We start from the raw sequence: 12347 nt of genomic DNA, 5'->3' as shown, positions 1-12347 counted from the left end.
AGAATCATTTTAACTACAATATCTCTAGGTAGAAATTGTATGCCAAATTCATGCAAGAAAAGAGGGCAAAGCTCACTTACTTCTCTTCCTCTTTAGCGCTTATTTTCTTGGTAGGTTGCTTAGCCTATTAGCTCTAGGCGAAAAACTGATTGATCGCATCCAGTGTTTGATTGCGATATTCATCCTGCTCAAACAACACCTCATGCCTAGAACCCTCAATCAACTTAAACTGACAATCAGAGTTGGTTTTCTTCAGCTTAGAGATGAACTTTACTTGAGCACTGTTACTGACAATCTTTTCATCCCCAGCTTGAATCAATAGCAGAGGGATCTTGATTTGACGAGTTTGTTGAATTGCTTGCTTGGCGGCCATTAACCCTTGCCACACCCAACGCGTGCTTGGTCCACCCACCTGCAAAGATGGAGACTCGTCATATAAGCGGCGGAACCACTGATAGCGAACCTTACTGTGGCTCAGTAAGTTGTTTTCAAAAGGCTTCGAATAATATGCTTGCTGGCCCGGCGCGTAAGTTGGCTTGGCATAAAAAGCGGTAAGCACTTGTCCAACGATCATCGCGATAGGTTTCAGGTACCACTCGGTATTGATACCAAACATCGGAGCGCACAGAGTCACCTTATCAAACGGGTGGTCTGGATGGGTTTGTAGGTAGCGAGTGGCTATGGTGCTGCCCATTGAGTGTGCGAGCAGGTAGCGATTGGAATACTTACTGAGATCAAAACTGGCAATGACGTCAGACATGTCAGATTCATAATCATCAAACTCATGAATGTGACCAATGTCAGAGTCTGTTACCATACGTTCAGACTGGCCTTGACCTTGGTGGTCAAATGAATAAACGTCATAGCCTTGTTGATAAAAATCATAAAAGATTTCTTGGTATTTTTGGCAGCATTCGATACGGCCATTTGAAATCACAATAGCTTTGCTGTGCTTTTCTGAGGTGAGGCTGCACCAGTACAGTTTCTTTTTACCAGACGATGTTAAAAACCCCTCTTTTCTTTGTTGCCAAAGAGCGTTGATCGGGTGTTTAATCGCATGATCGAACTGAGGTTCTTGAGTGTAAGGGAAGGTGGCTTCGCTGTGGTTTTCCATGGGAAATTACCTGAACTGATGCGTGTGAGAGCTTTATTGCTACTAATGTTGTTAGATTAAAGAACTAGTAAGGAAATGCAAATGGATACTCATGTTTGGCTTGCTTATGTTGTCACAGCGATTTTGTTTAGCTTGGCTCCGGGCTCGGGTACCGTTAACTCAATCAGTAATGGGCTTAGCTATGGCACTAAAAAGTCACTCGCATCAATTGTTGGCTTACAGCTTGGTCTTGCGTTTCACATTATGCTGGTGGGCGCGGGTATCGGTGCACTCGTTGCTAAGTCTGCGTTGGCGTTCACCATCATTAAGTGGGTCGGCGTGGTGTACTTACTTTGGTTAGGTATTCAAAAGTGGCGTGATAGCTCGAGCCTAGTAGCATCTGAAGAAAGCTCTACTCTGTCGAGTGGCAAACTGCTGAGAAACGCTGTGCTTATCAACCTAACTAACCCGAAATCAATCGTGTTTTTGGTGGCTTTGTTTCCTCAGTTTATTGACCCTACACAACCTCAAGCACCTCAGTTATTAGTGCTAGGTGTGACGACAGTATTCATTGATAGCGTTGTTATGTTGGGTTACACCTCATTAGCGTCACAAATGGGACGTTTTATTCGCTCTGATCGCATAATGGGTAAGATAAATAAAATATTTGGTGGTATGTTCATGGGCTGCGGTGCTTTGCTAGCTGCCGCGAAAGCTTAGATTAAGCGACTGAGTTATAGTTAAACCAATCAGAGTTATCAAGAAATGACCGCTACATACGTTGCTCGACAACCTATCTTAAATCGCAAGAGGAATACACTCGGCTATGAGTTGTTATTTCGCGATGGAGAAAAGAATGCGTACCCAGCGCATATTGAGTCTAATCGAGCAACGTATCGTCTGATTGTTGAGAACTTCTTGTCTGTTGGTCTTAACCCTTCTATTCCATCTTCACGCTGCTTTATCAACTTCCCTTATCAAAGTTTGATTCGTCGACTGCCCTTAAGTTTGCCGAAAGATAAGGTGGTGGTAGAGATTCTGGAAACCTGTAAACCAACAGATGAATTGTTGGAAGCGGTTAAAGACCTTTACCAAGCGGGTTACATGATTGCCCTAGATGATTTTACTTCGACCCCAGAATGGGAACGTTTCCTTAAATACACGCATATCGTAAAGCTCGATATTATGCAGATGGGTTTGGATGAAGCGTGTGATTTGGTTAGGGCGCATCAAGGGAAAAAGTTTAGCTTTTTGGCGGAGCGCGTTGAGACCGAACAAGAATTCCAGCAAGCCAAAGAGGCTGGCTTTAAGTTTTTCCAAGGTTACTTTTTCAATAAACCGGAAATCATCAAGAGTAAATACATTAGCCCTGAGCAAGTGATTGCTATGGAGCTGTTTCAAGAAGTGTGTAAGCCCGATGTGGACTTTCAACGGGTGGAGAGCATTGTCGCGAAAGATGTGGCGCTCTCATATAAGCTGCTGCGTTTTGTGAATACTATGTCGCCGCGCCTTGAAGTTACCATCTCTTCTTTTCGTCAGGCTTTGGTATATCTAGGTCAAGAGAAACTGAAAATGTTTGTCTCGTTAGCCGTCGCCTCTTATGTGTCCGATAAAAAGCCTAAAGAGCTGTATGGATTGTCTCTACAGCGTGCTCAGTTTTGTCAGCGTATGTCTCGCTATCAGGCATTTGAAGGGTATAGAGAACAGGCCTTTATGATTGGCTTATTCTCCTTGTTGGATGCTCTGTTGGACTTGTCGTTAGATAACTTAGTCGAGCAGTTGCCGCTGTGTAAAAGTATCAAGGTTGCTCTATTACGTAGAGAAGGGCCATATGGTACCTTGCTCGCACTTGAAGAGAGCTTTGAGCATGCCGATTGGCAACAGATTGATGAGCACTGCGCCGATTTAGGATTAAGCGTGGATCAGGTTAAAACGGAGCTTACTGAAGCGCGCCGTTGGAGCCATACCGTGACCAACAAGCTCTGATATTTCTTCGTTAAACTTTTATGACAATTGAAACGCACGCCTTGACGTGCGTTTTTTTATATCTAAGATATGTGCATATCCATATATGAGTATGTTTTTATGCTTCCTCACCAATTTTTTAAATTACTGTCCGATGAAACGCGAGTGCGTTGCTTAATGTTGATAGTTCGCAATGAGTGCTTATCGGTTGGTGAGTTGACTCAGGCATTGCAAGAAAGTCAGCCAAAGGTTTCACGCCATCTTGCGCAGCTGCGTTCAAACGGTGTTTTGACTGATGTTCGCCAGGGGCAGTGGGTGTTTTACCGCCTGTCACAAGATTTACCAGGTTGGATGCTAAAGTTAATTGACGACCTTATTGCATCGAACTGTTTGAAAACTGAATACCAGCAAGATATTGAGCGCTTAGAGTCGATGAACTCACGCCCAGTATGTTGCGTTTAAATACATTAAAACTTAATGCCGAAATAGTTGGAGTTGCAGCTAGGCGACAAGTGAACTTATCCCTATGAGCATAGTGGCTCTATGTAATTAGGGCGGCCGGCGCTCCGGTAAGTGAACGTAGTCAACAACGCTGCGGCTTCAAATATGAAGGCAATTAACTGAGAGAACAGAAAATGACAGTCAAAGTAGGTATTAATGGTTTTGGTCGTATCGGCCGTCTAGCACTTCGCGCAGCATTCGATTGGGATGAGCTAGAATTTGTTCAAATTAACGATGTTGCTGGCGACACAACAACACTGGCCCACCTTCTAGAATTTGATTCAGTTCAAGGTCGCTTTCACCACGAAGTAACTGCAGAAGGCGATGAGATGATCATTAATGGCCAGCGCATCAAGACCACACAAGAGCGCGACATCGATGCGATCGACTGGTCTGGTTGTGATGTGGTTATCGAAGCGACAGGTGTTCACCGTAAGACCTCTTTCCTAAACAAATACCTAGAGCAGGGCGTGAAACGTGTTGTGGTATCGGCGCCAGTGAAAGAAGAAGGCATCGCAAACATCGTTGTTGGTGTGAATGACAATATCTTCGACCCTGCGGTACACAAAATCGTAACGGCAGCGTCTTGTACAACCAACTGTATCGCGCCAGTGGTTAAGGTGATCAACGAGAAGCTTGGTATCGAGAACGCAGCGTTCACCACTATTCACGATCTAACTAACACGCAAACTATTCTTGATGCGCCCCATAAAGACTTACGCCGTGCACGTGCATGTGGCATGAGCCTTATCCCAACAACAACGGGTAGCGCTAAGGCGATTGTTGAGATCTTCCCAGAGCTTGAAAACCGCATCAACGGCCACGCAGTTCGTGTACCACTAGCGAATGCTTCTCTGACAGACATCATCTTCGAAGTGAAGCAAGACACCACGGTAGAAGAAGTTAACGCGATGCTGAAAGAAGCGTCTGAGAACGAACTGAAAGGTATCCTTGGCTTTGAAGAGCGTCCACTGGTTTCTATCGATTACAAAGGCGATCAACGCTCCACAATCGTGGATGCACTATCAACGATGTTGGTAGGTAAGCGCATGGTTAAGATCTACGCTTGGTACGACAATGAGATGGGTTACGCAACACGTACCGCTGAGCTTGTTCGTACCGTTGGCCTTGCTTAATAAGAATCTGGAGAAGATATAATGATACACCCAACATGGCAACTAGATTTAGACACTGGTGCGTTAGTGCTTACTCCGTGCCCAGGCACAAAAGAAGCAACGCTTGATGCATCACTGGCTCAGCTAAAAGAGCAAGGCGTTGAAGCTATCGTGACAGCACTTGATGACCATGAGCTTGCAAGCAAAGACGTGGCGGCACTTGGCGAAAAAACACGTGCGCTAGGCATGCAATGGTTCCAGATCGAAATTGAAGACGACTGTGCACCGGGTGCTGATTTTGCTGCGAAATGGCAAGCGGCTAGCCCTGCGTTGCATCAAGTGGTTGATAACGGCGGCAAGGTAGCAATGCACTGTATGGGCGGTTCTGGCCGTACTGGCTTGCTGTCTGCACACCTGCTGTTAGAGAAGAGCTGGGACATGAGCAAGATTGTTCAAGAGGTGCAGGCACTGCGTCCAGGTGCCTTCACTAAACCTATCCAGGTTGAATACATTAATGGCGTAGCGAATAGCTAATAGTCATCAGTGTTAGACAGGGAGCTTTTGGTATCTGGAGTGTTGAACTTATCATGATCCAAAAGCTCTTTTTGTTTAGATTGCAGAGATAGCGTTATGTTTTCAAATCTAAGTAAGAGCGTTCGCCAATACATGTTGGTGACTTTTAACTACTGGAACTTCACCATTACTGATGGTGCACTTCGCATGTTGGTGGTTCTGTATTTTTACGACCTTGGCTACAGTTCGTTAGAAATCGCCTCACTGTTCCTTTTCTATGAATTCTTTGGTGTGGTGACTAACCTAATCGGTGGCTGGTTAGGGGCGCGTCTTGGCCTCAATAAGACCATGAACATTGGGTTAGGCATGCAAGTCGTCGCCTTGGGTATGCTCGCGGTGCCAACGGCAATGCTGACCATTCCTTGGGTCATGGCGGCGCAAGCCTTGTCTGGTATCGCTAAAGACCTCAATAAGATGAGTGCCAAGAGCTCAATTAAGACTCTGGTTCCTGATGAACAACAAGGCGCGCTTTATAAGTGGATTGCGATTCTGACCGGATCTAAGAATGCGCTTAAAGGGGCAGGCTTCTTTATTGGTGGTTTACTGCTTTCAACGATTGGCTTCCAATACGCCGTGCTCGCGATGGCAGCCGTGTTGGCATTGGTCTTCGTTGGCAGTGTGTTGAGCTTAGAAGCGGACATGGGCAAAGCGAAAACCAAGCCTAAGTTCAAACAGATCTTCTCTAAGTCTGAATCCATCAACATCCTATCCGCAGCACGTATGTTCCTGTTTGGCGCTCGTGATGTGTGGTTTGTGATTGCTTTGCCGATTTACCTAGGCAGTGTGTTTGGTTGGGATCACTCATGGGTTGGCGGTTTCTTAGCTGCTTGGACTATCGCTTATGGCTTTGTACAGGGCATAGCGCCGAAGATTACTGGTAAAGCTCAAGGTAAGGTGCCAGATGGCCATGCCGCGCTGTTATGGGCTGGTGCGCTGGCTATAGTGACCGCTGCTATCGCTTATGCGGTACAGATTGGCTGGCAACCCGAGTTAGTTATTATCGGTGGCTTGATGGTGTTTGGTGTCATCTTTGCGGTGAACTCATCACTTCACTCATATTTGATTGTGAGTTATGCGAAAGGCGATGGCGTTTCTCTTGATGTCGGTTTCTACTACATGGCAAACGCGATGGGCCGTTTGATTGGCACGATATTGTCGGGCTTGGTATTCCAAATGGCAGGTTTGTCTGCGTGTCTGTGGGTTTCCTTCGCATTCTTGGCGATAACGACGGTGATCTCTCTGCGTTTACCGAAAGTGCCGCAAATTTCAGCGGCATAAGCTTCAGCCACATGAGCCTCATTTGTGAGAGCTCAAGTCGCAGAAGCTAGAGTCGTATGAGCTAAATTCGCGATAAGTATCTCCTTTAACACTAAGCTGACTTGGTATTTATTCCGGTCAGCTTTTTTATTGCTATAGTAGAATGATTGAATATTAATCAGGCATTTACATGAAGCAGCGAATTCTCTTTTTTGATTTAGCACGATGTGTCGCGGCCGTAGCGGTTATCGCGATTCATGTTTTGGCGCCTTATCGCAATGAGTTGGGCACTATTCCTTTCGGTGAATGGCTTACTGCCATTACGGTAAACGGTTTCAGCCGCTGGGCAGTACCTGTGTTCATTTTGATTACTGGCGCACTGATGCTCAGTGATCAGCGCCCGTTTGACGCCAAATACTACCTCAAGCGTCGTTTGGGCAAGGTACTGATACCTTTCATTGTCTGGTCGCTTTTCTATACCTATCTGTCGGGCTGGTCGGCAATGGGCTTTGATGCCGACGTCAGTTGGGACGTGTTGCTTAATAGCTACCATCATTACACCTATTACCACCTTGGTTTCTTCTATTACTTCATCCCACTCTATTTTGTGATTCCGTTCTTGCAGATCATGGTTAGAAAGTACGGTGATAGATCGGTCTATGCCTTTACGGCGGTATGGTTGTTCACAACATTGCTGTTCTTACTGAAAATCGATGGCCCTTGGAGTCACGAATTGTGGTTGTACACCGGTTACTTACCATTGGGTTACTTGCTGTATAAGATTGTGCCACTTAACAAGATGACCGTTGGCGTGAGTGTGTTACTGGGTGGGCTAGCGTTACTAACCACGGTTTACATGGTGGTTGATGCAAGCTTGGTAGCAGAAGAGTACACGGTAGGGCGCTGGCTATCTTACAAAACGTTGAATACCGTATTAGCCGCGAGCATGGTGTTCATGGTATGCCGTTACTATGGTGAAGGCCTGTCTGAGAAGAGTAACCAAGTGGTTGGCTTTATCAGTAAGCACAGCTTAGGTATTTACCTGCTGCACCCGATTTTCTTGTGGCCGATGAAAGAGTTTGGTTGGTACCAAGGACATCCGGCATGGGTTATTCCATTATGGATTGTGATCAGCGGAGCTGGCGCATTATGGATGAGCTGGTTGGTGTCTAAGTCAGAGAAAACGCGTTGGTTATTGCCTTAGCGGTGATTGCTAAGGCTTTCTGATGGATTGCTTAGGGACGACAGTTGAAGCGGCTGACGTTTAGCGCTTCAACGCAAAGTGTAAGAACTTATCGCCTTGGTAGGTTAAGGTTCCTTTGTCGCCAGGGTTAAGGGCGTGGAAATAGTGGATGCCGACTTGGAATTCTCGCTTCGGACCAACCACACCACGTTGAACGTAAATCCAGTACTCTTGATCTTCTTGGCCCGGTTCTGCGTCAGGAAGGTCGATCGATTGTTTGTCTAACACCGTGACATTCACTTTCTTCTCTGGCGCATTTTCACCTTGCGAGTGTTTTCGATAGAAACCAATAAATACCCAAGCCGCTAGAGCAGCGAGAGCAAAGATGGCAAAAAAGAGTGAATTAGGCATATAACCTCCATGTAGTCGTGATGGTTATTCTAGTCTTTCAGGCAATAGGGATATGTGTTTAAAGCCGTTATTCGTGAACTGTTGTAAGCCAAGCTGATTATTTTTCGGCAGACATCACATTTAATGGTCAGTTTGGGATAAAGCATTGTTATTTATTGTCTCTTTCTCTCGTAAATAACAGTGATTTTGTATAAGAATAGGGAAATGCTCGACTAGAATTATAGTGTGGAGTGGGAGGGCTAAGATGACCGATATTGAAAAAGTGGTGACAAGAACTCGCAATATAGAGAAATTATTGAGGCTTCAATATCATGCCGAAGGCGAAGGATTGCATGAGCTTGTAACAAGCTGTGAAGAAAGGCTACCGCACGATATGGTGAGCAAGCTGCGCTATATCGCAACGTGTCGTAATAAGGTAGTCAATGAACATGAGGCTAAGTTGGAAGACCAACATAAGTTCATCATGATGTGTAACGACTGTGAGAAGGAGCTGACTCCACGTAGTGGTCGTTTTATCTGGCGAGTTGCGATCTTACTGATGATGGCAATGACTTTAGCTGCCGCAGGTTTCTATTATGCGAACTGGGATGTGCTAACACTGCATCTGTTTTCGAAGTGAAAAAATTGAACAAAAAAAGGGACGCTCATGGCGTCCCTTTTTTTATCTGTAACTTGCTTAGTACATCATCGGTAGTGTCATTAGACCTACAACTACCGCGATCATTACAAGTCCTTGTCTTTGCGAAGATGAAATCATAACACTACTCCTAAATTTGGTTGTCTCTCGCTATGTTTTAAAGAATAGCACTACTTATGGCCTTAGATCAAGAATTACTTTCGAAAGCTTTAAAAGTAGTAGAAAACTATGAGTTTTTGGCTTGTTTGGCAGTGTTTAACTGTGTTTTATGGTGTGTTCTTAATTTGTTCGTTGTGATTTATGTTTGTTCTAATTTGATTTAACTTGTTGTTTTGTAATGGTTGTTTTGTGTAATTTATATTGTTAAAGGTTGTTAAACTGTATTAATAGAGGTTGGTGGTGGCTAGGTTGGTTTTGGTTGGTTTTTTAAGTTTTCGGCTTGGTTTTTGTGGCGATTTTTACCGGAGGCTTGAAATGACCTGACAAAACTGGGCGTTAAAAAAGAAAACTGGCTACTTTACAAGTCTAGGCTTGGTTGGCGTTTTTATTTTCCTATTAATCTTGAGTTTGTTTATTTAAGTTATTGTTATTATTTACTTTAAATGTGGTTATTTTAATTTTTTAAGTGTGGTATTTTACGGAATTAGGCCGGTTTTGGTGGGGTCGATAGGTTAGAATTGGCCAAAATTCAAGTATGGCGACTCTAATGCCAGTTTGAATGGGTTTTATGATGATTCGTTCTAGTTTTAAACGAATGGCCATTGTCATGGTGGTAATTGTTACGACTTCAATCTAAAGAGACTCTTTTTAGTGGAAGCGTAATCAAGATCCAATTTTGAGGGGCTGAGGCTTTACATCAACACTCGTGTGCCTAGACTGGCGACGATTTAAAGCAATAGGGCAAGTGGTATGTGGAGTTGGTTAGCGGTTTCCTTATCTGGTATCGGAGCAATAGCAGGAACGAAACATGGACATATCGGTCAGGCCTTATCGTATAAGGTATTTACCTTTGTATTATTAGCGACAATTGCTTTAACTCAGTCGGTTGTGGCTGACTTTACCTATTGGATAGTTGCGGGGTTGGCTATCTCTGCGATCGCAGATGTGCTTCATACTCTCACTCAAAAACGCCCTCTGCATTTTGTCTGCTTCTTATTGGCTCAACTCTGTTACAGCAAAGCTTTTTGGTTACAGCTATCAGGTGAAATGGTTTGGTGGTTGTTCGCGCTGTTATTGGCAGCTTGCGTTGTTGCTTTCTTTTTACTGTTGCCACGCTTAGACAAACTCGTTTTTCCCGTGGTCATCATGGGCATTGTGCTTATTCAGTTAGCATGGGCTTCTGGTGAGGTTTGGCTGCTGGATCCTCAGTTATCACACGCGGTCGGTTTTGCTGGCTGTAGCGTGCTGCTCCTTTCGGCCTTAGCTTATGCGCTAAACAGTTACCGCAGCCCAATCAAGGGCGCTTACTTTTGGGTAACGGGCAGTTACTTTCTCGCACACGCATTCATCGTCGCATCGATTACTATTTAGGGTAGAGCTCTCTCAAGCCTGAGCTACATCAAAACGGCGTTGCTAAAACTCGGTACTCTACGTGTAATTCATTAAACATGAGATTGAGTTATGACGACTGAAATTCACGCACACAACGTTTTAAACCTGCTTAGTGAAAAGCCACTGACTCGCGAAGAGCTAACATTAGCGCTTGCTCAAACCTATGGCGAAGAAGCTCGCTTCCATACTTGTAAGCTCAATGGTCTGGATTTAGATAGCCTGTTGAAGTTTTTCTTGAAGATGGAAAAGGTTGTCGTTGTCGATGATAAGCTTTGCACTAACCGCGAACGTGTGTGTAATCACTAATTCTTAGTGGCTTGTTTTATTCGTGAATAAAGAGTGGGTGCATGTTTCGGCTCCACTCTTTTCATTACCTTTCAATCTGCTTTCGCTAATTTGCCTTCTTATAACATCCCCTTTTAAAAGCATCAGTTAACCCGCTTATCACTGCGTTCGAAAATCAATGTTGAGGCTGCTATACTCCGCGCACTTACGCTTTTCGAGACAAACTTATGGAAATCTTATCTGCAGCAACCATGCTGTTTCTTATCATGGACCCGCTTGGCAACTTGCCAATCGTGCTCTCTATCCTTAAGCATATTGACCCGAAGCGTCGCCGTATTGTTCTGATTCGTGAGCTGATGTTCGCACTGGTTATCTTGCTGCTGTTCTTATTTGCGGGTCAAAGCATCATGAACTTCCTGCACGTGCAGCCTGAAACCTTGAGTATCTCTGGCGGTATTATTCTGTTTATTATCGCGATTAAGATGATTTTCCCAAGCGCAGGCAGCATTACTGGCCTTGCGGCGGGTGAAGAGCCGTTTATTGTGCCGATGGCGATTCCTATGATTGCAGGTCCGTCAGTGATTGCTGCACTGATTCTGCTGTCGACCCAGCATCCAGACAACATGTTAGAGCTTTCAGCGGCTGTGATGCTGGCTTGGGGCGCTACCTTCTTCATTCTGATGTTTAATGGCTTCTTCCTACGAGTACTAGGTGAGAGAGGGCTTAAAGCCATCGAGCGCTTGATGGGCTTGTTACTTGTGATGCTATCGACTCAAATGTTCTTGGATGGCGTGAAGGGCTACATGGGCTAGTGTTGCTACCATTACTCAATAAAAAAACGCCGCTCTACTGAGCGGCGTTTTTGTATCTGTTTCTTCGGTTTTTATTTCGATTACATCATGTGCTTACGACGGATATCGAGTAGGGCAAAGACTCCGAAAATCAATATTGACCATTTCTCCCAACGTGACATCTCGATCTTATCGCCGAATGCACCGATGAAAATCAGCATCTGCAGGCCGTGCATGAAGAACAAGAATGCGGTCATGATATAAAGCGCAATCGCAGCATTACCCGGAAACGGGTAGAAAATATTTACGATTAAGATAAACCAAACAAAGGCGATGGCTGCTTTTGCTAGTGGAAGCAAGAACTTCATTCAATAACTCCTATTCTTCAGTGATTCGATTGAACAGTCGGTAGCTTGACTGTCCGGTGGTCTTGTCGCGATGCAATTCCCAGTTCTCTGGCATAGCTTCGAGTTTCAGTTCTTTCTCTGTCTCGACGTAAATGATGGCATTGTCTGCAAGCCAACCGTTACTCTCAAGCAGTTGTACTGTTTCTGCCAGTAAGCCTTGACGAAATGGTGGATCAAGGAAAACCATATCGTAAGGCGTGCCCGGTTTCTTAAGGAAAGAGATAGCATCAGTATTCACGACATTAATGTTGTCTGCCTTGAGCTCTTTCGCGTTATCAGAAAGCTGTTTAGCCGCCTTTTGATTCATTTCGAGCAGTGTCACCATTTTGGCTTGGCGAGAAGCTGCTTCAAAACCTAGACCGCCAGAACCGGCAAATACATCCAAGCAAGTTGAATGTGGGATATCTTGAGCCACCCAGTTAAAGAGTGTTTCTTTTACTCGGTCAATGGTTGGGCGTAATCCTTCTAAATCATGAACAGGCAGCTTTCTACCTCTCCATGAGCCACTAATAATTCGAACAAAGCCTCCGGATGGCTTTTTTTGTGATGTGTTTTGCTGGCGACGTCTTACCATAGAT

Annotated in this window: 15 protein-coding genes; 11 read left to right on the top strand and 4 right to left on the bottom strand. The window is 44.8% G+C overall.

Translation table 11 applies throughout. The features are described 5' to 3' along the window. Positions 1-133: 133 nt before the first annotated feature. Positions 134-1114, bottom strand: coding sequence for an alpha/beta fold hydrolase (locus tag AB6D93_RS20515; protein ID WP_017061023.1), 981 nt, complete (start codon positions 1112-1114; stop codon positions 134-136). 81 nt (positions 1115-1195) lie between these two features. Between AB6D93_RS20515 and rhtB the strand changes: the two genes are divergently transcribed. The 7 genes from rhtB to AB6D93_RS20480 all read left to right on the top strand — a co-directional run bounded on the left by rhtB (position 1196) and on the right by AB6D93_RS20480 (position 7708). Further along, positions 1196-1813: a homoserine/homoserine lactone efflux protein gene (rhtB, locus tag AB6D93_RS20510; RefSeq protein WP_017061024.1), complete on the top strand. Its 618-nt coding sequence runs from the start codon at positions 1196-1198 to the stop codon at positions 1811-1813. A 45-nt stretch (positions 1814-1858) separates the two neighbouring features. After that, positions 1859-3079: an EAL and HDOD domain-containing protein gene (locus AB6D93_RS20505; RefSeq protein ID WP_017061025.1), complete on the top strand. Its 1221-nt coding sequence runs from the start codon at positions 1859-1861 to the stop codon at positions 3077-3079. Between the two features lie 99 nt (positions 3080-3178). Further along, on the top strand, positions 3179-3520 hold the full coding sequence (locus AB6D93_RS20500; protein WP_017061026.1) for a metalloregulator ArsR/SmtB family transcription factor: 342 nt from the start codon (positions 3179-3181) through the stop codon (positions 3518-3520). 173 nt (positions 3521-3693) lie between these two features. Continuing rightward, positions 3694-4695, top strand: a complete 1002-nt coding sequence (locus tag AB6D93_RS20495) for an ArsJ-associated glyceraldehyde-3-phosphate dehydrogenase (protein WP_102332797.1) — start codon at positions 3694-3696, stop codon at positions 4693-4695. Positions 4696-4716: 21 nt separating this feature from the next. Further along, positions 4717-5208, top strand: a complete 492-nt coding sequence (locus AB6D93_RS20490) for a cyclin-dependent kinase inhibitor 3 family protein (RefSeq protein ID WP_102332798.1) — start codon at positions 4717-4719, stop codon at positions 5206-5208. A gap of 96 nt (positions 5209-5304) precedes the next feature. Next, positions 5305-6525, top strand: a complete 1221-nt coding sequence (gene arsJ / locus AB6D93_RS20485; RefSeq protein WP_029235838.1) for an organoarsenical effux MFS transporter ArsJ — start codon at positions 5305-5307, stop codon at positions 6523-6525. 169 nt (positions 6526-6694) lie between these two features. Then, complete coding sequence (locus tag AB6D93_RS20480; RefSeq protein WP_017061031.1) at positions 6695-7708, top strand: acyltransferase; 1014 nt, start codon at positions 6695-6697, stop codon at positions 7706-7708. Between the two features lie 60 nt (positions 7709-7768). On the opposite strand, the gene AB6D93_RS20475 is transcribed toward AB6D93_RS20480, so the two are convergent. Next, the gene (locus tag AB6D93_RS20475; RefSeq protein ID WP_017061032.1) at positions 7769-8098 is read right to left on the bottom strand and encodes a DUF2500 domain-containing protein; all 330 of its coding nucleotides are present in this window, start codon (positions 8096-8098) and stop codon (positions 7769-7771) included. A 244-nt stretch (positions 8099-8342) separates the two neighbouring features. On the opposite strand from AB6D93_RS20475, the gene AB6D93_RS20470 reads away from it, so the two are divergent. The 4 genes from AB6D93_RS20470 to AB6D93_RS20455 all read left to right on the top strand — a co-directional run bounded on the left by AB6D93_RS20470 (position 8343) and on the right by AB6D93_RS20455 (position 11383). Then, entirely contained in the window at positions 8343-8717 is a 375-nt protein-coding gene (locus AB6D93_RS20470) for a hypothetical protein (RefSeq protein WP_004736595.1), read from the top strand. A gap of 927 nt (positions 8718-9644) precedes the next feature. Then, positions 9645-10265 (top strand): lysoplasmalogenase, encoded by a 621-nt coding sequence (locus AB6D93_RS20465; RefSeq protein ID WP_017061033.1) that lies wholly within the window; start codon positions 9645-9647, stop codon positions 10263-10265. A 90-nt stretch (positions 10266-10355) separates the two neighbouring features. Further along, entirely contained in the window at positions 10356-10592 is a 237-nt protein-coding gene (locus AB6D93_RS20460) for a YecH family metal-binding protein (RefSeq protein WP_017066763.1), read from the top strand. Between the two features lie 206 nt (positions 10593-10798). Next, the gene (locus AB6D93_RS20455) at positions 10799-11383 is read left to right on the top strand and encodes a YhgN family NAAT transporter (RefSeq protein ID WP_017061035.1); all 585 of its coding nucleotides are present in this window, start codon (positions 10799-10801) and stop codon (positions 11381-11383) included. 80 nt (positions 11384-11463) lie between these two features. Here the strand turns inward: AB6D93_RS20455 and AB6D93_RS20450 are convergent, their stop codons facing one another. Next, positions 11464-11730, bottom strand: coding sequence for a DUF1145 domain-containing protein (locus AB6D93_RS20450; RefSeq protein WP_016784000.1), 267 nt, complete (start codon positions 11728-11730; stop codon positions 11464-11466). A 10-nt stretch (positions 11731-11740) separates the two neighbouring features. After that, positions 11741-12343, bottom strand: a complete 603-nt coding sequence (gene rsmD, locus AB6D93_RS20445) for a 16S rRNA (guanine(966)-N(2))-methyltransferase RsmD (RefSeq protein WP_017066764.1) — start codon at positions 12341-12343, stop codon at positions 11741-11743. Positions 12344-12347: the final 4 nt, after the last annotated feature.

Origin of the sequence: Vibrio sp. 10N.247.310.23, assembly GCF_041467155.1 — a bacterium.
Taxonomy (GTDB): Bacteria; Pseudomonadota; Gammaproteobacteria; order Enterobacterales; family Vibrionaceae; genus Vibrio; species Vibrio crassostreae_C.
The sequence above is the reverse complement of the archived record's forward strand: the minus strand, read 5'-3'. Positions and strand labels throughout refer to the sequence as shown.

Coding starts and splice junctions, on each gene's coding strand:
- AB6D93_RS20515 (WP_017061023.1), bottom strand. CDS start 1,114: ATGGAAAACCACAGCGAAGCCACCTTCCCTTACACTCAAGAACCTCAG.
- rhtB (WP_017061024.1), top strand. CDS start 1,196: ATGGATACTCATGTTTGGCTTGCTTATGTTGTCACAGCGATTTTGTTT.
- AB6D93_RS20505 (WP_017061025.1), top strand. CDS start 1,859: ATGACCGCTACATACGTTGCTCGACAACCTATCTTAAATCGCAAGAGG.
- AB6D93_RS20500 (WP_017061026.1), top strand. CDS start 3,179: ATGCTTCCTCACCAATTTTTTAAATTACTGTCCGATGAAACGCGAGTG.
- AB6D93_RS20495 (WP_102332797.1), top strand. CDS start 3,694: ATGACAGTCAAAGTAGGTATTAATGGTTTTGGTCGTATCGGCCGTCTA.
- AB6D93_RS20490 (WP_102332798.1), top strand. CDS start 4,717: ATGATACACCCAACATGGCAACTAGATTTAGACACTGGTGCGTTAGTG.
- arsJ (WP_029235838.1), top strand. CDS start 5,305: ATGTTTTCAAATCTAAGTAAGAGCGTTCGCCAATACATGTTGGTGACT.
- AB6D93_RS20480 (WP_017061031.1), top strand. CDS start 6,695: ATGAAGCAGCGAATTCTCTTTTTTGATTTAGCACGATGTGTCGCGGCC.
- AB6D93_RS20475 (WP_017061032.1), bottom strand. CDS start 8,098: ATGCCTAATTCACTCTTTTTTGCCATCTTTGCTCTCGCTGCTCTAGCG.
- AB6D93_RS20470 (WP_004736595.1), top strand. CDS start 8,343: ATGACCGATATTGAAAAAGTGGTGACAAGAACTCGCAATATAGAGAAA.
- AB6D93_RS20465 (WP_017061033.1), top strand. CDS start 9,645: ATGTGGAGTTGGTTAGCGGTTTCCTTATCTGGTATCGGAGCAATAGCA.
- AB6D93_RS20460 (WP_017066763.1), top strand. CDS start 10,356: ATGACGACTGAAATTCACGCACACAACGTTTTAAACCTGCTTAGTGAA.
- AB6D93_RS20455 (WP_017061035.1), top strand. CDS start 10,799: ATGGAAATCTTATCTGCAGCAACCATGCTGTTTCTTATCATGGACCCG.
- AB6D93_RS20450 (WP_016784000.1), bottom strand. CDS start 11,730: ATGAAGTTCTTGCTTCCACTAGCAAAAGCAGCCATCGCCTTTGTTTGG.
- rsmD (WP_017066764.1), bottom strand. CDS start 12,343: ATGGTAAGACGTCGCCAGCAAAACACATCACAAAAAAAGCCATCCGGA.